The organism is Acetobacterium wieringae, from assembly GCF_001766835.1.
GTDB classification, from domain to species: Bacteria; Bacillota; Clostridia; order Eubacteriales; family Eubacteriaceae; genus Acetobacterium; species Acetobacterium wieringae.
In genome coordinates this window covers 75,270-92,166 of sequence record NZ_LKEU01000031.1, presented here as the reverse complement: position 1 = coordinate 92,166, position 16,897 = coordinate 75,270, and the positions used below count along the sequence as shown (strand labels likewise).

Sequence of the window (16,897 nt, the reverse complement as noted above, 5' to 3'; positions counted from 1 at the left end):
ACTTTTATGTTTACTTGATTTTTCGGGCATGCACCGCAAAGCGGGCATCATCGAAGGTGTAGATACAGGTGGACAGGGTCAGCACTTCATCGTCCGGGGAAACAACCACACCGGTATCATACAGTGAACGGGCTTTGAGCCGATTCATATAGTTGATAAACTCGGTGTCACTTGAAAAACTGGGCTGGCGATAATCGTATTCGGCTTCGGTAATATAAACCGAGAAGATCTCCCAATCCCCGGGATTGCCAGGCTGATCAAACTGAATCACCGGATGGGCTTTAAAATAGGCCTGATCCTGATAATTCCATAAGCTGCCAAACATTGATTCATCTGACATATAATGACCATAGAGTACGTGATTCCGGGTTGTCACCGGATCACTCAAGTAGTCCCGGAAGATGGCGCCCTCGAAGGATGATTCCTTTAAAAAATTATGAGACAGATAAAAATCGTTATCAGTGGTTTGGGTAACCGGATATTCAAGGGGTGTCCCTTCGATTTGCACCCAGCCAATGGTATCGGGGTTGATGGACAGCAAGGCATTAAAATCAATTCGATCGGCAATCTCGGTACGGTTTTCTTTGGCGACGGCAATTATTTTATCCTTTTGCATGTTTTGATTGATCATTGGATAAAAATTATAGATTATGAATCCCATAGCAAGGATAACTAATAAAACAACAGCTACAATTTTTATTCTAGGCATGTTTTTTTGCAATTTCATTTTCCTCCTAAAGCTCAATTTATTTTATTATACCCATCATACGAGAAAACCCCCAAATAAAATAAATGATTTCAGTTTTTTTAGGTGTATTATCATGTCAAATGAACATTGTTAATATTTTGATTGACTTTAGTAACGCACCATGTTAATATTTATAAAGTTATGTAGCCGCACACACAAGGTTTTAAGTCGAAAGCACCTTTTGTGGCGAGTCTGGTATGAGGAGGTGTAGAACTATGTATGCAATTATTAAAACAGGTGGTAAACAATACCGCGTTCAGGAAAATGATGTGATTCAAATTGAAAAAATCAATTTTACTGAAGCCGATGTAAAAGAAATTACTTTTACTGAAGTTTTAGCAGTTAACAAAGATGGCGAAATGATCATTGGTACGCCAGTGGTTGAAAATGCTGTTGTTAAAGCAGAAATTTTGGAAGTTGCCAAAGGACCTAAGGTTATTATTTACAAGTATAAATCTAAAAAAGATTATCGGAAAAAACAAGGTCATCGACAACCATTCATGAAAGTTAAAATTACTGGCATTCAAGCCTAGGCATTTATGATTTCAGTAAAGATTTGTGGTAAGCATAATAAAGCAAGTGAAATAATTGTGTCTGGTCATGCCGGTTTTGCCGATCATGGCGAGGATATCGTTTGTGCGGCTGTTTCGGTTTTAACCATCAGCATTTTAAACGGACTTACCGAAATTGTTGGGCGAAAAGATCTTGGCGAAGTGATCGAAGAGGGCTATGTCCGTTTTATCATTCCCGAAATCAATGATGAACCAACGAAATCAAAAACAGAAACACTTATTTCGACTTATCTTCTGGGAATCCGGGGGATTAAGGAAGCTTATGGAGATTATATCCAGTTTGAAGAAGTATATAAATAGGAGGTGAACAACATGTTAAAAATGAACCTTCAACTATTTGCCCATAAAAAAGGGGTTGGTAGTTCAAGAAATGGTCGAGACAGCGAATCGAAACGTCTTGGCGTAAAAAGAGGCGATGGTCAATTCGTACTGGCAGGAAATATTCTAGTTCGTCAAAGAGGAACCAAGATTCACCCTGGTACTAACGTTGGAAAAGGCGGCGATGATACATTATTCGCTTTAGAAGATGGGATTGTCCGTTTTGAACGAAAAGGCAGAGATAAAAAACAAGTAAGTATTTATCCTCGGGAAGCCATCTAGTTTCTCAGTGACAAAATAATACAGCCATAAAACCTCTTATGCTCGTTTTGACAAGATAAGAGGTTTTATTTTTATGTTGTTCGGGTAAGTACCCTAAAAAAGCGAGGTAGCAATGTTTGTAGATAAAGCAGAGATTATTCTGAAGGCTGGTAATGGCGGACATGGTGGAATGAGTTTCCGGCGCGAAAAATATGTCCCCAACGGCGGTCCCGATGGCGGGAACGGAGGTCATGGCGGCAATATTGTGTTTATGGCCGATAATGGTTTTCGAACCCTGATGGAATTTAAATATAAAAGAAAACACAAGGCAGAAAATGGTGAAAACGGCACCGGCGGCCGCTCCACCGGTAAAACCGGAGAAGACCTGATCATTAAGGTTCCGGTTGGAACGATTGTTAAAGATAAGGATACCGGACGGATTATCTGCGACCTTTCCGAACACGGACAAAAATACCGGGTAGCAGAAGGCGGTCGGGGTGGTCGTGGAAATATGAATTTTGCAACAGCTACCAGACAGGCACCTCGTTTTGCTCAGGGTGGAGTAAAAGGTCAGGAACGAACTGTTATTCTTGAGCTGAAACTGCTGGCTGATGTGGGTCTGATTGGATTTCCCAATGTTGGGAAATCAACACTGCTCTCGGTAATCACCAAAGCCAAACCCAAAATTGCCAATTACCATTTTACCACCATTGTCCCTAATCTGGGGGTGGTTGAATGGCGAAATTTTGATCCGTTTGTGATTGCCGATATTCCCGGTTTGATCGAGGGCGCTCATGAAGGAACCGGACTGGGTGACCAGTTCCTCCGTCATGTGGAACGAACCAAGCTGCTAATCCATCTGTTGGACGCAGCTGGCAGTGAAGGCCGGGATCCCCTGGAAGATTTTAAAGCGATTAATTTAGAGTTGGAAAAGTATAATGAAAAACTAGCCCAGAGGGTGCAGATTGTCGCTTTGAACAAGGTTGATCTTCTCGCTGATGCTGGCGAAACAGCTGAACTCAAAGCCGAACTCGAAAAACTCGGTTACGAGGTTTTTGTAATTTCAGCAGTAACCGGCCAGGGGCTTAACGAACTGCTTAGCCGAACGATAACCTTGCTGGATGAAATCGGTGAGGTTGAACCGATTTTTGACATTGAACCAGAGACTGAATCCGTTTATACCCCTGACTTTATGGAAAAACAATTTACTGTTGAAAAACGTGATCATTTATATATTGTTAAAGGCGATTTCCTGGAGCGACTGATTACATCCGTTAACTTTGAAGATTTGGATTCAGTTGGTTTCTTCCAGCGGGTGCTAAAAGATAAAGGCGTATTTGCAGAGTTGGAAAAAATGGGCATTCAGGATGAGGATGTTGTTCAGTTGGAAGACATCGAATTTGAGTATTTTAAATAGATTTTGCCCATAATAATATGCTATAATAGCGTCGTAGAAAGTTGAGAAAAAATGTTAACAAGTAAACAAAGAAGTTATTTAAGAAAGCTGGCCATGGATATCCCTGATATCATTTTCGTTGGCAAGGAAGGCGTTACCGAGCAAGTTATTGTGCAGACTAGAGATGCCATCATTGCCCGGGAGTTAATCAAGGGAAAGGTTCAGAATAACTCCATGGAAGAAGTTGGTGACGTCGCCCGGGAATTGGCCGCTGCCACCAAAGCGGAGATTGTCTGCACCATCGGTAACAAATTTATTCTTTATAAAAAGAATTTATTAAAAACGAAAATTGAGGTTCCCACTAAAAATGCAAAACCCATCAAACGGGTTAAGAAAAAATCATTAAGCCCATCACGAAAATTCACTAATTCATAAAAAGTAAAGGTTTGAGATGAAGAAAAAAATCGGTCTTCTGGGAGGAAGTTTTAATCCCATCCATACGGGTCATCTGCTGTTGGCAGAGTCGGCTCGGGATCAATATGAGTTGGATAAGGTTTTGTTTATTCCCACTGGGAATAACCCATTTAAATTATCGCAAGATGAAATTGCCAGAGAACACCGGTTAAAAATGGTGGAACTGGCCATTGCCAGCAACGATCGTTTTGAGATATTAACCCATGAAATCGACCAGAGTGGCATCACCTATACCATTGACACGATTAATAGCATTAAAGAAATATACCCGGACTGTGATTTTTATTTTATTGCCGGGGCCGATTTAATGTTTGAGATTACCTTGTGGAAGGGTGCGCCGGAGCTACTTAAGTCGGTAAAGTTCATTACCACCTTCCGCCCGGGCTATAGCCATGATCGCCTGGATATGCGGATCAAAGAACTTCAGGAGATTTATGGGGCATCGATATTTAAGCTTTACGCCACGGAAATGGACATCGCCTCTTCCGATATCCGCTCCCGGATTAAGAATGGTTATTCCATCCGGTACCTCTTACCCGATCCGGTGGAAGCCTATATCCACGACCAGGGCCTCTATTTGCCAAATGGGACACATGGGGATCAACATGAACTGGACTGAGATCACTACAGATCTTGAAAATAAGCTGAGTCCAAAACGCTTTCGCCATACAATTAACGTGGTTGCGGCGGCTGAACAACTGGCGAGTCGTTTTGGGGTTGACCTTAATCAGGCCAGACTGGCGGCACTACTGCATGACTGTGCCAAAAATATGCCGGACGAAAAGCTTCTCGGCTATGCCAAAAAGCATCAGATTAAAGTCGACCGGGTCAGTCGCCATGATCCCCAATTACTTCATGGCCCGGTGGGTGCGGTATTAGTTGAAGAACGCTATGGCATCACCGATGTGGCGATTCAACATGCGGTGTGTTATCACACCACCGGGTGTAAGAAAATGAGCACCCTGGACAAGATTGTTTATTTGGCTGATTATATCGAAAAAGACCGATCTTTTCCTGGGGTTGAGGCCATTCGAGCGGCAGCAAAAACAGATCTTGATCAGGCAGTTATACTGGCATTATCCAATTGTATCTGCCATGTCGTAAAAATTGGTGCGCTGCTTCATAAGCATACCCTTGAAGCACGAAATGATTTGCTGATTAAAACCAGAAATCTATGAAAAAAAGTAATCAAGAAATTAAAAAAAGAAAGTGAGTGATCATTATTAATCCAGATGAATTTGCACAAAAGATTAAAGAGTGGATTGAAGCAAAAAATGGCGATGATATTGAAGTCATCGATGTTACGGAGATGACCTCCATTGCAAATTATTTTGTTATTGCCAGTGGTAGCTCTGAGCGACAGGTCAAGGCGATCGCCGAAAATATTGAGTATGAGGCCCAAAAACTGGAGATCTTTCCTAAAGGGGTTGAAGGTTTACGTGAAGCCCGCTGGATTTTGCTGGACTACTACGATGTGATTGTCCATATCTTCCATGCTGAAGAACGGGAGTTTTATAATCTCGAAAAATTATGGAAAAACACTGTTGTCAATCGATAGACGTCTGTTTACAAAAAAGCGCTGACCAAATTTGAAATGGTGGTACTTCTTGTTCCAAGGGAACGGGAAAACCCACCTTTTTAAATGTCAGGAGAAATGTTTTAGACGAAAATAAGAAAGAGGTAATAATGAAGATAGGAATCGTTGGCTTACCCAATGTTGGGAAAAGCACCATATTTAATGCATTAACCAAGGCCGGAGCAGAGTCTGCCAATTATCCATTTTGTACGATTGATCCCAATATCGGGGTTGTCACTGTACCGGACCCCCGTCTGGCGATTTTGGAAAAAATGTACAATTCTAAAAAGGTTATTCCCACCACCATCGAATTTGTGGATATTGCTGGTCTGGTACGAGGCGCAAGCAAGGGGGAAGGGCTGGGCAACAAGTTTCTTTCACATATTCGGGAGGTTGATGCCATAGTCCATGTGGTTCGTTGTTTTGAAGATGACAACGTGGTGCATGTGGAAGGAAAAATTGATCCCATTGATGATCTGGAAACCATTAATCTGGAATTGATCTTTGCTGACATTGAAATGCTAGATCGACGGATAGAAAAAAATAAAAAGTTGGCCAAGACCAATCCTCAGGAAAAGGCAAATATTGAGGTGGCGATGCGGCTGCGGGAAATCCTAGAAGGTGGCAAAATGCCCAATGATGAGGATTTTTCTGCGGATGAATGGGAATTTATCCAAACCATTCAGCTGATTTCCATCAAGCCGGTACTGTATATCGCCAACGTTTCTGAAGATGATCTCCATGAAGATAATGATATGGTAACCCGTTTAAAAGCAACAGTGCGGGAAAACCACTCCGGCAGTCATAAAGACATCATTAAAATATCGGCTAAAATTGAAGAAGAAATCGCCCAGTTTGACGAAGTCGAAAAGACGGAGTTTTTATCTGATATGGGTTTGGACGAATCAGGCCTGGATCAGGTTATTCGCTCTGGCTATAAACTGCTGGGGCTGATTACTTTTTTAACCGCTGGCCCCCAGGAAATTCGGGCCTGGACAGTTACCGAAGGTACGAAGGCACCCCAGGCTGCCGGAAAAATACACAGCGATATTGAGCGGGGTTTTATTCGAGCTGAAATCACCAGTTTCGATCAGCTGGTTGAAGCCGGTTCGGAAGTAAAAGCCAAAGAAAGTGGCGTGACCCGGGTAGAAGGTAAAGAGTATGTCATGAAAGATGGCGACGTAACTTTTTTCCGCTTTAATGTATAACAAATATCGTTTGATTTATTTAATTGCCGTGAGCGTTGCTGCCATTTACGCTGGATAATTACTATCCAGGGCAAACGGTACTGTCTGCTTCTATTCATCTAAGCAGAGTATTAAGAGGTGTAACAACTCGGCAGCAAAGAATTTTTTTATTAACTTATTCCCAGACTTAAATCCCCGAAGACCTGGAGGTTACCGTGAAAGATCTTGTCCTAGTAGCTATTAATGCCAAATATATCCATACGAATTTGGGGGTGCGTTCTTTAAAAGCGCAGCTGCCGAATTTTGATGTCGAAATTGTAGAAATGTCAATTAATGATCCCTTTCATCGGATTGTTAAGTTGCTTCTGGATCAAAATACCAGACGAATTGGTTTCTCCTGCTATATCTGGAATATGGAGATGGTAGTTAAGCTGGCAGAAGTCATTAAAAAAGCGAAACCCCAGGTTGAGATTATTTTTGGTGGCCCCGAGGTTAGTTTTGATGGAGTGGCGCTGCTAAAGGCTTATCTTTTTTGTGACCGGATTATTCAGGGCGAAGGGGAAGCCAAACTAAAAGCGCTACTGGAGTCTGGTAATTATCACGAAGGCCTCAATAAAATTCCGGGACTTTGTTATCGCAGTTCAGCGGGGCACGTTGTCGAAAATCCTGATACTGAAGCGGTACCCCTAAGTCAATTGGTGTTTCCTTATAGTAATGTGGATATGGCCAGCCTTAAGCATAAAATCATTTACTACGAAACCATGCGGGGCTGTCCGTTTTGCTGTTCATATTGTTTGTCTTCGGCTAAGCAAGGGTTAAATTTGCTGGGACTGGATCGGGTCTTTGCAGAATTGGATTTCTTTATTGCGGTGGGGGTCAAGCAGGTCAAACTGGTGGATCGCACCTTTAACTGCGACGTCGGTCGGGCCAAAAGAATATTTGCCCATCTGATTAAGCGTGGCGGGCCAACAAATTTTCACTTTGAAATGACCGGCGACCTGATTGATAACGAGATGATTAACTTACTTAAGACAGCCCCGTCGGGATTGATTCAATTTGAAATTGGCGTCCAGAGTACGGCTCCGGAAACTCTAGCTGCCATTGGCCGAAAAATCAGTGTGACCCGAACCGGTGACCATGTAAAAAAACTGCTAATGCCACAGAATATCCACATTCATCTGGATCTGATTGCCGGCTTACCTTTTGAGAACTACGATAGTTTCAAGGAATCCTTTAATCATGTGATCGCTCTTGCCCCAGATATGCTGCAGGTGGGCTTTCTTAAATGTTTAAAAGGTACCCGGATTCGCAGCGAGGCGCTAATTCATCAGTATCAGTATGCCAGCTTTCCGCCCTATGAAATTATTTCAAATAAGTATATTAGCGCAGAAGAGCTTTCTCAATTACGTCAAATTGAAGTATTAGTCGATCGGTACTACAATAGTGGCGACTTTAAACAAAGCATGAACTATATTTTTGCGGACAAGATTTTTCTTACTCCCTTTGATTTTTTTGAAGCGTTTTCCTGTCATTGGGAAGATCAGGGCTATTATGATGTGGGCAAATCAAAGGAACAACTCTTTGCTATTTTGCACGAATTTTTCAGGGATCACAAAAAGGTCGATCAGATTGGCGAGTGTCTTCGATACGATTGGCTCACCCAGGGAAATTTCAGAATGCCAATGGGTATGTGTGATCAGACTCCAGATAAAGAATGGATCTTTGAGTTTTTAAAAGAGCCGCAGAATATTGAGAAATATCTGTCTGATTTTATTGATCAGGCACCTAAAAAGATTTATACTCAGGTCAAGTTTCAATATTTTTCAGCAGCCTTTCTTAGCCGCCTCTCCGGAGCGCCGTTATCAACAGCAGAGCAAACGGGATTAGTGGTCTTTTCAGCAACGGGATCGCACATTGTTGTTGAATAAAATATTAAATTTTCTGAAAAGTATTGATTCCCTGCTAGATAAAGGTTATACTGATAGACAATAAAAATAAAAAAAGACGCTGATAAGGACGAGTAAGTTATCCCGATGTTTCAGAGAGTAGGCAACCTGGCTGTAATTGCTTATACAACAGATAATTGAAAACCACCTTGGAGTCGAAGCCTGAAATAATTTGAAATGTTACCTTGGGTACTTTCAATACAGTAAGGTTTTACGGTGCTGACCGTTATTCAGAACTTAAGTGGATTCATGAAAATGAATCAAATTGGGTGGAACCGCGTTGAGACGTCCCTTTGTTTGACAAAGGGGCTTTTTTGTTTTTTAAATTAAAATGGTTTTATCAGTCGGATCGTTAAGATTCCCTGAATGCTCACAATAAACGCCAAAACAAAGGAGAATAAAATGATTACTATTACGTTAAAAGACGGATCCATAAAGACTTATGAACCCGGAATTACAGTGCTTGAAGTGGCCAATGATATCAGTCCGGGATTAGCTAAAAATACCCTGGCTGGAGAACTAAACGGTGAGGTTGTTGATATCCGCCAGGTCATTAATGAAGATGCCACCCTTAATCTGCTGAAATTTGAAGATGAGGGCGGTAAGCACGCCTTTTGGCATACTGGTTCCCATCTTCTGGCCCAGGCGGTTAAACGGCTTTATCCTCAAGCTAAACTGGCCATTGGCCCGGCGATTGAGAACGGTTTTTACTATGATATTGATGTGGATGTAATTATCACCCCGGAAATCATGGAAAAAATTGAAAAGGAAATGGGCAAGATCGTTAAGGAAGGCTTGGAAATCAACCGTTACGAGTTAAGCCGTAATGAGGCGCTGGCTAAAGTTAATGCTGAAGGCGAAATTTACAAAGCCGAGCTGATCGAAAACCTCCCGGAAGATGCCATTATCAGCTTCTATTCACAGGGGGAATTCTCGGATCTGTGTGCTGGCCCCCATATTCAAAACCTCAGTGGGATTAAGGCCATTAAACTGCTCAGTCTGGCTGGTGCCTACTGGCGGGGAGATGAAAAAAATAAAATGCTGCAGCGGATCTATGGAATCAGCTTCCCTAAAAAAAGTGAACTGGAAGCTTACTTAACCCGGTTGGAAGAAGCCAAAAAACGGGATCACCGTAAGCTGGGAAAAGAGCTGGATCTTTTCTCGCTTCAGGAAGAAGGCCCGGGCTTCCCATTTTTCCACCCCAAGGGGATGATTATCCGCAACGAACTGGAGAATTTCTGGCGACAGGAACATCAGTTGCGGGGCTATCAGGAAATTAAAACGCCCATCATTTTAAATGCCGATCTGTGGAAACGTTCCGGCCATTGGGATCATTATCAGGAAAACATGTATTTTACTGAAATAGATGACGCCTCCTATGCGGTAAAACCAATGAATTGCCCCGGCGGCATGCTGGTCTATAAACGCAAAGGCCATTCTTATCGGGATCTGCCCTTAAAGATGGCCGAACTGGGTCTGGTTCACCGCCACGAACTACATGGGGCGCTTCATGGCTTGATGCGGGTGCGAAACTTTACTCAGGATGATGCCCATATCTTTATGACACCCGAACAAATCGAAGCCGAAGTCATCAAGGTGATTGATCTGGCTGATGATGTTTACCGGGTGTTTGGTTTTAACTATAAGGTCGAATTATCAACCAAGCCGGAAAAAGCCATTGGTTCCGATGAAGTCTGGGAAATCGCTACTGATGCTTTAAGAAACGCATTGGAAAAGAAAGAAATCAACTATCGCTTAAACCCTGGCGATGGGGCTTTCTATGGCCCTAAAATTGACTTCCATCTGGAAGACAGCCTCGGCCGAACCTGGCAATGTGGTACCATCCAGCTGGATTTTCAGATGCCGGAACGTTTTGATTTAAACTACATTGGCTCTGACGGCGAAAAACACCGTCCGGTTATTGTCCATCGTACCATTCTCGGCAGTATCGAGCGGTTCTTTGGTATTCTGATTGAGCATTTTGCCGGGAAGTTCCCGCTCTGGCTGGCGCCGGTACAGGTAATGATTATTCCGGTTGCTGATGCCCATCATGATTTTGCCAAAGGCATTGCTGACCAACTGACCGCCATTGGAGTTCGGGCTTCAGTGGATGGCCGGGATGAAAAGTTGGGTTACCGAATCCGGGAAGCACAGATGCAAAAAGTGCCTTATATGCTGGTGGTTGGTGACAAGGAAGCCGAAGGTGGTGACCTGGCGCTGCGAATCCGGGATACTGGGGATGCTGGTCTGATCAGTCTGGCGGATCTCAAAGAAAAGCTGATTGAAAAAATCAAAACAAAGTCATTAACCTTAGACTAATCCAGGAATAATATGGGTCGAATTTGCAATAATGGTTGACAAATTCGACCCATATCAATATAATAAAAAACAATAAAGTGATGACCAGGAACGAGTAATAACAGGATGATCTTTACAGAGAGCTTTCGGTAGGTGCGAGGAAGCAAGACGTCGTTATGAATACATCCTGAGAGCTGCTCACCGAAAGGCACTGCCCGGTAGGCTGAGCCGGATACCAACCGTTACCGTGGTTAAGTGACTTTAGGTTGCTTTCAGAGTGTGATGCATGCGCATCAAAGGCAAGGTGGTACCGCGAATTTGTGTTCGTCCCTGTTAGACAGAGACGAATTTTTTTTGTGTAAAAAGCGAACAATTCAGCCTGAAAAGGTTTGATTGAATAAAAATGAAAATGGAGGAAATGAAAATGAAAAAACACGGTAAAAAATTAATGGCTGTGCTGGCTGTTGCTGCTGTGGTCGCATTAGGCGCTGGCTGTTCAAGCATGGCGACAAAAAATGACAGCAAAAGTGCCACCATAGGGATTGTTCAATACGTTGACCACGTAGCCCTTGATGCAGCCCGGGAAGGCTTTGTGACTGCCCTGGCTGACAATGGTTATACGGATGGGGATAAGATCACCCTGGATGTTCAAAATGCCCAGGGCGATCAAAGTAATCTGTCAACCATCAGTGATCGTTTTGTCAGCAACAAGGTTGATATGGTTCTGGCCATTGCCACACCGGCAGCTCAGGCCATCGCTGGTAAAACGACTGAAATCCCGATTCTGGGAACGGCCATCACTGATTATGAAGCGGCTCGTCTGGTGTCTTCAAACGAAGCACCCGGTGGAAATGTCAGCGGTACCACCGACATGAATCCGATTAAAGAACAAATTGATCTGCTGGTAAAACTGGTACCCACCGCTAAAACTGTTGGTGTCCTGTATACATCCAGTGAAGATAATTCAGTCATCCAGGCAAAAATTGCCAAAGAAGCCATTGAAAAACTTGGCCTGAAATATGTCGAAGTAACGGTTACTAACTCCAATGACGTGCAACAGGCAACTCGATCGATCGTCAGCCAATGCGATGCCATCTACATTCCGACTGACAATGTTTTCGCCTCAGCTATGCCTCAGGTTCAAAGCATTACTTCACAGTCAAAAACTCCAGTCATTTGTGGTGAAGCCGGAATGGTGGAATCCGGTGGACTGGCGACCTTGGGAATTTCCTACTCAGATCTAGGTTACCAGACTGGTTTAATGGCTGTTAAAATTCTAAAGGGTGAAGCTGAACCGGCAACCATGCCGATTGAATCAGCAACAAAGTTTGAATATGCCATTAATGGTGCCGTCGCACAGGAAATTGGCTTAACGATTCCTGCGGATCTTCAGCAATACGTGATTACCGCAAAATAAGTAACTTAAATAGAAACGATTTAGCAAGCAGTAATGAGTACATTGCTGCTTGCTAAAATTATTAATCAACATAATCAATAGATAAGAAGTGAGGCAGAATAATGTTTGAGATACTATTAGGTGCAATATCGCTGGGCCTGCTCTGGGCGATCATGACGATTGGCGTTTATATCACCTACCGAATACTCGATATTGCTGATTTAACAGTCGAAGGCAGTATTGCCATGGGAGCTGCGATCGCAGCTTTTTCAATTTTTAACGGGATGAATCCGTTCATCGCAACCTGTTTGGCCTTTGTCGGCGGGATGCTGGCCGGACTGGTCACGGGGATTTTGCATACCAAACTTAAAATACCCGCCTTGCTGGCCGGTATTTTAACGATGATTGCACTTTATTCGGTTAATCTCCGGATTATGGGCAAAGCCAACCTGTCGCTGCTGCGGATTGACACCGTTTTTACTCCGCTTGAGAACCTGGGATTAAGCCCAACCAATGCAGTCATGCTTTTTGGATTTATCAGTGTGATGGCAATTGTTGGTCTTTTATACTGGTTTTTTGGAACCGAAATCGGTTGCGCCATCCGGGCTACCGGGAACAATCCGCAAATGGCCAGAGCTCAGGGTATTAATACCAATAATATGATTATTCTGGGCCTGGTGATCAGTAATGGACTGGTTGCTCTTTCGGGTTCGTTAATAGCCCAGAGCCAGAGCTTTGCGGACATCCAAATGGGGATTGGCTCCATTGTTATCGGGTTAGCCTCGGTTATCATTGGCGAAGTTATTTTTGGCACCCGAAATTTTTTCAATTGCCTGATTTCACTCGTCCTTGGTGCCATTACCTATCGGATTATCATCGCCCTGGTATTAAAAATGGGGATGCCAGCCAACGACTTAAAACTCTTTACCGCCATTACTGTGGCCATTGCGCTGTCACTGCCGGTCTTTAAAAGCTATCTTCGTCCCATTAAAAAATCGATGAATGGAGGCGATCTCTAAAATGCTAATAATCAATGAAATTGAAAAAAAATTTAACGCTGGCACGGTCAACGAAAAAGTGGCCCTCCGCAATTTTAGTCTATCCCTGGCCGAGGGTGATTTTGTCACGGTTATTGGTGGTAACGGTGCTGGCAAGTCGACTTTTCTTAACTGTGTGGCGGGAGTCTTTGGTGTTGACAAGGGTTCGATTCTGATAGACGGACAAGATGTTACCAAGCTGCCTGAACATAAACGCTCTGCCGTTATCGGCCGGGTTTTTCAGGATCCGATGATGGGTACTGCCGGTAATATGGGGATTGAAGAAAACCTTGCCCTGGCCTACCGTCGCGGTAAGACCCGGTCACTTAGCTGGGGCATCAGCAATAAGGAACGTGAAATTTATAAAGAGTACCTGAGCCATCTGGATCTGGGGCTTGAGAATCGTCTTCATGCTAAGGTTGGTCTGCTCTCTGGTGGACAGCGGCAGGCCTTGACCCTACTGATGGCAACTCTGAAAAAACCTAAACTGCTATTGCTGGATGAACATACAGCGGCATTGGATCCCAAAACGGCTGATAAGGTTCTAAAACTCAGTGACCGTTTTGTCCACGAAGGGAATCTGACCACCCTGATGGTCACCCATAATATGCGCCACGCCATTGAGCATGGGAATCGCTTGATTATGATGCATGAAGGCCACGTAATTTTAGATATCAGTGGTGAAGAAAAACAGAGTCTCACAGTTGAAGATCTACTAAAACGCTTTGGCCAGGTCAGTGGCGAAGAGTTTGCCAACGACCGGGCTTTACTTTCATAAAAAAAACTTGACAATCGATCTGAATAAGCATATAATAGCTGAGTAACAAAGTAGAGGAACACACACTTCTCACCTCATTTCTCAGGGAAATAGGTAAATATGAATGAACGCATAATCATTGTTCGTAAGTATTTTTTTGCAGGTGGAGTAACTCTACCTGCAATTTTTTTATATGGAGGTATATTACTATTAGCAAAGATGTTCAACACGAAATTAATAACGAGATCCGTGATCGCGAAATCCGTGTAATTGACGAAACTGGAGAAATGCTTGGTGTCATGAATACCAGAGAAGCTCAAGCATTAGCCGATGAAAAAAATTTGGATCTAGTGAAAGTTTCACCAAACGCAAAACCGCCGGTTTGTAAGATTCTTGACTACGGTAAGTTTAGATACGAAGAAATTCAACGATTAAAAGAAGCCAAAAAAAATCAAAAAGCTGTGGTTATTAAAGAAATTCGTATGTCGGTTCGAGTTGAAGAGCATGATATTAATGTTAAAATTAAAAATTGCATCAAGTTTTTAGAGCAAGGCAGTCGAGTTAAGGTGGCGATCCGTTTCCGAGGCCGTGAAATGGCTTACACCGAACAGGGAAAAGAAGTATTACTGGATTTTGCTGAGCGGGTTGCTGATCTGGCGGTAGTCGAAAAAGCACCAAAAATTGAAGGCCGAAACATGGTTATGTATTTAGCCCCCAAAAAAGATAAGTAATTCACACTGTTAATTGACTATCTGATTGTGAAACTTTCGTTTCTCAGATATAGTTTTTTATAAATGAAACCTTGTACAGGGAGGAGGAAATAGTTATGCCAAAAATGAAAACCCACCGTGGTGCTGCAAAGCGTTTTAAAATAAAAAAATCAGGTTATATTAAACGTTCAAGAGCGTTCAAACGTCATATTCTTAACAAAAAGAGCAGCAAGCGAAAAAGAAATTTAAGAAAAGCAACTGGTTTAGCTCCTGGCGATGCTAAAGTAGTAATGAAAATGATCAAAATCGTAAAAAGATAATATTTGAAGATAGGAGGAAATAGATAATGCGAATTAAAAAAGGCGTTAATGCCAAAAAGAAACATAAAAAAGTACTAAAACTTGCAAAAGGCTATTATGGTGCTAAAAGTAAGTTATATCGATCAGCGAATGAAGCCGTTATGCGAGCACTCAGATCTTCATATGTTGGCCGTAAAGAAAAGAAACGAAACTTCCGAAGATTATGGATCACCCGAATCAATGCCGGTGCCAGAATACATGGTTTAAGCTACAGCAAATTCATGTTTGGTTTAAAACAGGCAGGTGTTGAAATCGACCGTAAAATCTTAGCAGATCTGGCAATGAATGACAGTAATGCTTTTAAAGACTTAGTTGAAGTATCAAAGAAGAACATGAACTAATCGTAATGAAAAACTTCTCAACGGATTATCCATGCTTGAGAAGTTTTTTTTATGGATATTATTCTTGCTTTTTTATTGTGTCGTGTTAGAATAGGTATGGTTATTAAATATTTAAGGCAGGAATCGAATCATGGCAGAAAAAATACGCTGGAACTTTAAAAAATTTGCGGGACAACGTTCCCCGGCAGAAATGCTGATTTATGGATTTGCACTGGTGATCCTACTGGGAGCCATTTTGTTGACCTTGCCGATGGCCAGCGCATCAGGAACCAGCGGTGGTTTTATTAATGCGTTATTTACGGCTACCTCAGCAGTATGCGTAACGGGGCTTGTGGTTGTGGACACCGGCACCTTTTGGTCGGTATTTGGGAAAGTCGTTATTATTTTACTGATACAGATCGGTGGCCTGGGCTTCATGTCATTGACGACAATGTTTTTTGTACTGGCGGGAAAACGGATTACGATCAAGGATCGTCTGCTGATTCAATCCTCAGTGAACATGGATTCACTTTCCGGAGTAGTTAAATTCACCAAGTACATTTTCTTTTCATCGCTGATCATTGAAACAGTTGGGGCATTATTGTTGGCCCTGGTTTTTATTCCGGAATATGGATTTTTGCGGGGCACTGCCTTCAGCTTTTTTCATTCGATTTCTGCCTTTTGTAATGCTGGTTTTGATCTATTTGGGAATTACTCCAGCCTGACAAAATATGTCGGTAATTTTATTGTCAATTTTGTGATTGGCGGGCTGATTATTCTGGGGGGGCTGGGATTTGCCGTTACCAGTGATATCATTAACATTCGAAAATTTGAAAAAATGACTATGCATGCCAAGCTGGCCCTGACAGTCACCGGTGTTCTTTTGATTATTGGTTTTGTGCTTTTTTTTGTTTTTGAATACAATAATCCGATGACGATGGGAAAGCTTTCTTTTCCCGAAAAACTACTGGCCGCCGCTTTCCAGTCGATCACACCAAGAACTGCTGGTTATAATACCATTGACATTGCCGCTTTAACAACACCATCATTGTTTTTAACCATGCTGTTTATGTTTATCGGAGCTTCACCGGGGTCCACCGGTGGCGGCGTTAAAACCACCACCTTTGCGATTATTATGATGACGGTTGTCTCCGTTCTTCATGGTCGAAAAGATGTGGTGGCCTTTAAGCGTAGCATCATGGGCCCGGCAATCCGTCGGTCCATTTCGGTGATTGTCATTGCATTGGGTATTGTCATCTTTATGATTTTTGTGTTATTATGTACTGAACCTGAAGCTTCTTTTGAAACGGTGGTTTTTGAAGTTCTTTCAGCATTTGGTACGGTTGGCTTAACAACCGGTTTAACCCCTCATTTATCAACAGCGGGGAAAATAGCCATCAGTTTGACCATGTTTGTTGGCCGGCTGGGTCCGTTAACGGTAGCCTATGCGATTTCACGCAGTGAAAAGCGAGCCCGAGAAAACGTGGGAAATTTCAAATTGCCGGAAGGCAACATTATGATTGGCTAGAGGAGGAGTATTAA

Annotated in this window: 19 protein-coding genes and 3 other annotated features; of the genes, 18 read left to right on the top strand and 1 reads right to left on the bottom strand. The window is 42.7% G+C overall.

The features are described 5' to 3' along the window. Positions 1-10 precede the first annotated feature (10 nt). Positions 11-727, bottom strand: coding sequence for a class B sortase (srtB, locus tag ACWI_RS10775; RefSeq protein ID WP_070371446.1), 717 nt, complete (start codon positions 725-727; stop codon positions 11-13). A 156-nt stretch (positions 728-883) separates the two neighbouring features. Next, positions 884-952, top strand: a sequence feature (ribosomal protein L21 leader region). Positions 953-963: 11 nt separating this feature from the next. On the opposite strand from srtB, the gene rplU reads away from it, so the two are divergent. From rplU to ACWI_RS10685, 18 genes are all read left to right on the top strand, one after another. Further along, positions 964-1,281 (top strand): 50S ribosomal protein L21, encoded by a 318-nt coding sequence (gene rplU, locus ACWI_RS10770; RefSeq protein ID WP_070371445.1) that lies wholly within the window; start codon positions 964-966, stop codon positions 1,279-1,281. Positions 1,282-1,287: 6 nt separating this feature from the next. Beyond that, a complete protein-coding gene (locus ACWI_RS10765) occupies positions 1,288-1,620 on the top strand; it encodes a ribosomal-processing cysteine protease Prp (protein ID WP_070371444.1) in 333 nt (110 codons plus the stop codon). Between the two features lie 12 nt (positions 1,621-1,632). Continuing rightward, entirely contained in the window at positions 1,633-1,920 is a 288-nt protein-coding gene (gene rpmA, locus ACWI_RS10760) for a 50S ribosomal protein L27 (RefSeq protein WP_070371443.1), read from the top strand. Between the two features lie 112 nt (positions 1,921-2,032). Further along, positions 2,033-3,316, top strand: a complete 1,284-nt coding sequence (gene obgE, locus ACWI_RS10755) for a GTPase ObgE (protein WP_070371442.1) — start codon at positions 2,033-2,035, stop codon at positions 3,314-3,316. Between the two features lie 51 nt (positions 3,317-3,367). Beyond that, positions 3,368-3,730: a YhbY family RNA-binding protein gene (locus tag ACWI_RS10750; RefSeq protein WP_070371441.1), complete on the top strand. Its 363-nt coding sequence runs from the start codon at positions 3,368-3,370 to the stop codon at positions 3,728-3,730. 16 nt (positions 3,731-3,746) lie between these two features. Beyond that, positions 3,747-4,388, top strand: a complete 642-nt coding sequence (nadD, locus tag ACWI_RS10745; protein ID WP_070371440.1) for a nicotinate-nucleotide adenylyltransferase — start codon at positions 3,747-3,749, stop codon at positions 4,386-4,388. Next, on the top strand, positions 4,375-4,947 hold the full coding sequence (yqeK, locus tag ACWI_RS10740) for a bis(5'-nucleosyl)-tetraphosphatase (symmetrical) YqeK (RefSeq protein WP_070371439.1): 573 nt from the start codon (positions 4,375-4,377) through the stop codon (positions 4,945-4,947). Before nadD ends, yqeK begins: the two co-directional genes overlap by 14 nt. 35 nt (positions 4,948-4,982) lie before the next feature. Next, positions 4,983-5,327 carry a ribosome silencing factor gene (gene rsfS, locus ACWI_RS10735; RefSeq protein ID WP_084633633.1) on the top strand — a complete coding sequence of 115 codons (345 nt, stop codon included), beginning with the start codon at positions 4,983-4,985 and terminating at the stop codon, positions 5,325-5,327. A gap of 128 nt (positions 5,328-5,455) precedes the next feature. Continuing rightward, complete coding sequence (gene ychF / locus ACWI_RS10730) at positions 5,456-6,553, top strand: redox-regulated ATPase YchF (protein WP_070371438.1); 1,098 nt, start codon at positions 5,456-5,458, stop codon at positions 6,551-6,553. A 194-nt stretch (positions 6,554-6,747) separates the two neighbouring features. Next, positions 6,748-8,460, top strand: coding sequence for a B12-binding domain-containing radical SAM protein (locus ACWI_RS10725; protein WP_070371437.1), 1,713 nt, complete (start codon positions 6,748-6,750; stop codon positions 8,458-8,460). Positions 8,461-8,530: 70 nt separating this feature from the next. Further along, positions 8,531-8,774 (top strand) — a binding site (T-box leader). Between the two features lie 106 nt (positions 8,775-8,880). After that, positions 8,881-10,797, top strand: a complete 1,917-nt coding sequence (thrS, locus tag ACWI_RS10720; protein ID WP_070371436.1) for a threonine--tRNA ligase — start codon at positions 8,881-8,883, stop codon at positions 10,795-10,797. A gap of 71 nt (positions 10,798-10,868) precedes the next feature. Continuing rightward, positions 10,869-11,111: a binding site (T-box leader), on the top strand. Between the two features lie 89 nt (positions 11,112-11,200). Further along, complete coding sequence (locus tag ACWI_RS10715; RefSeq protein ID WP_175440938.1) at positions 11,201-12,193, top strand: ABC transporter substrate-binding protein; 993 nt, start codon at positions 11,201-11,203, stop codon at positions 12,191-12,193. Positions 12,194-12,294: 101 nt separating this feature from the next. Further along, the gene (locus ACWI_RS10710) at positions 12,295-13,191 is read left to right on the top strand and encodes an ABC transporter permease (RefSeq protein ID WP_070371434.1); all 897 of its coding nucleotides are present in this window, start codon (positions 12,295-12,297) and stop codon (positions 13,189-13,191) included. 1 nt (position 13,192) lies between these two features. Further along, positions 13,193-13,987 carry an ABC transporter ATP-binding protein gene (locus ACWI_RS10705; RefSeq protein WP_070371433.1) on the top strand — a complete coding sequence of 265 codons (795 nt, stop codon included), beginning with the start codon at positions 13,193-13,195 and terminating at the stop codon, positions 13,985-13,987. A gap of 170 nt (positions 13,988-14,157) precedes the next feature. After that, a complete protein-coding gene (gene infC, locus ACWI_RS10700; RefSeq protein WP_175440945.1) occupies positions 14,158-14,697 on the top strand; it encodes a translation initiation factor IF-3 in 540 nt (179 codons plus the stop codon). Positions 14,698-14,792: 95 nt separating this feature from the next. Beyond that, complete coding sequence (gene rpmI, locus ACWI_RS10695; protein WP_070371431.1) at positions 14,793-14,996, top strand: 50S ribosomal protein L35; 204 nt, start codon at positions 14,793-14,795, stop codon at positions 14,994-14,996. 26 nt (positions 14,997-15,022) lie between these two features. Further along, positions 15,023-15,376 (top strand): 50S ribosomal protein L20, encoded by a 354-nt coding sequence (gene rplT, locus ACWI_RS10690; RefSeq protein WP_410171668.1) that lies wholly within the window; start codon positions 15,023-15,025, stop codon positions 15,374-15,376. A 130-nt stretch (positions 15,377-15,506) separates the two neighbouring features. Next, entirely contained in the window at positions 15,507-16,883 is a 1,377-nt protein-coding gene (locus ACWI_RS10685) for a TrkH family potassium uptake protein (RefSeq protein WP_070371429.1), read from the top strand. The last annotated feature ends 14 nt before the right edge of the window (positions 16,884-16,897 follow it).

What these genes read in the sequence shown, in the direction of transcription:
- rplU (WP_070371445.1), top strand. Translation starts at nt 964, where the DNA reads ATGTATGCAATTATTAAAACAGGTGGTAAACAATACCGCGTTCAGGAA.
- obgE (WP_070371442.1), top strand. Translation starts at nt 2,033, where the DNA reads ATGTTTGTAGATAAAGCAGAGATTATTCTGAAGGCTGGTAATGGCGGA.
- ACWI_RS10715 (WP_175440938.1), top strand. Translation starts at nt 11,201, where the DNA reads ATGAAAAAACACGGTAAAAAATTAATGGCTGTGCTGGCTGTTGCTGCT.
- ACWI_RS10750 (WP_070371441.1), top strand. Translation starts at nt 3,368, where the DNA reads ATGTTAACAAGTAAACAAAGAAGTTATTTAAGAAAGCTGGCCATGGAT.
- srtB (WP_070371446.1), bottom strand. Translation starts at nt 727, where the DNA reads ATGAAATTGCAAAAAAACATGCCTAGAATAAAAATTGTAGCTGTTGTT.
- thrS (WP_070371436.1), top strand. Translation starts at nt 8,881, where the DNA reads ATGATTACTATTACGTTAAAAGACGGATCCATAAAGACTTATGAACCC.
- nadD (WP_070371440.1), top strand. Translation starts at nt 3,747, where the DNA reads ATGAAGAAAAAAATCGGTCTTCTGGGAGGAAGTTTTAATCCCATCCAT.
- ACWI_RS10685 (WP_070371429.1), top strand. Translation starts at nt 15,507, where the DNA reads ATGGCAGAAAAAATACGCTGGAACTTTAAAAAATTTGCGGGACAACGT.
- rplT (WP_410171668.1), top strand. Translation starts at nt 15,023, where the DNA reads ATGCGAATTAAAAAAGGCGTTAATGCCAAAAAGAAACATAAAAAAGTA.
- ACWI_RS10705 (WP_070371433.1), top strand. Translation starts at nt 13,193, where the DNA reads ATGCTAATAATCAATGAAATTGAAAAAAAATTTAACGCTGGCACGGTC.
- rpmI (WP_070371431.1), top strand. Translation starts at nt 14,793, where the DNA reads ATGCCAAAAATGAAAACCCACCGTGGTGCTGCAAAGCGTTTTAAAATA.
- rpmA (WP_070371443.1), top strand. Translation starts at nt 1,633, where the DNA reads ATGTTAAAAATGAACCTTCAACTATTTGCCCATAAAAAAGGGGTTGGT.
- ACWI_RS10765 (WP_070371444.1), top strand. Translation starts at nt 1,288, where the DNA reads ATGATTTCAGTAAAGATTTGTGGTAAGCATAATAAAGCAAGTGAAATA.
- ACWI_RS10710 (WP_070371434.1), top strand. Translation starts at nt 12,295, where the DNA reads ATGTTTGAGATACTATTAGGTGCAATATCGCTGGGCCTGCTCTGGGCG.
- yqeK (WP_070371439.1), top strand. Translation starts at nt 4,375, where the DNA reads ATGAACTGGACTGAGATCACTACAGATCTTGAAAATAAGCTGAGTCCA.
- ychF (WP_070371438.1), top strand. Translation starts at nt 5,456, where the DNA reads ATGAAGATAGGAATCGTTGGCTTACCCAATGTTGGGAAAAGCACCATA.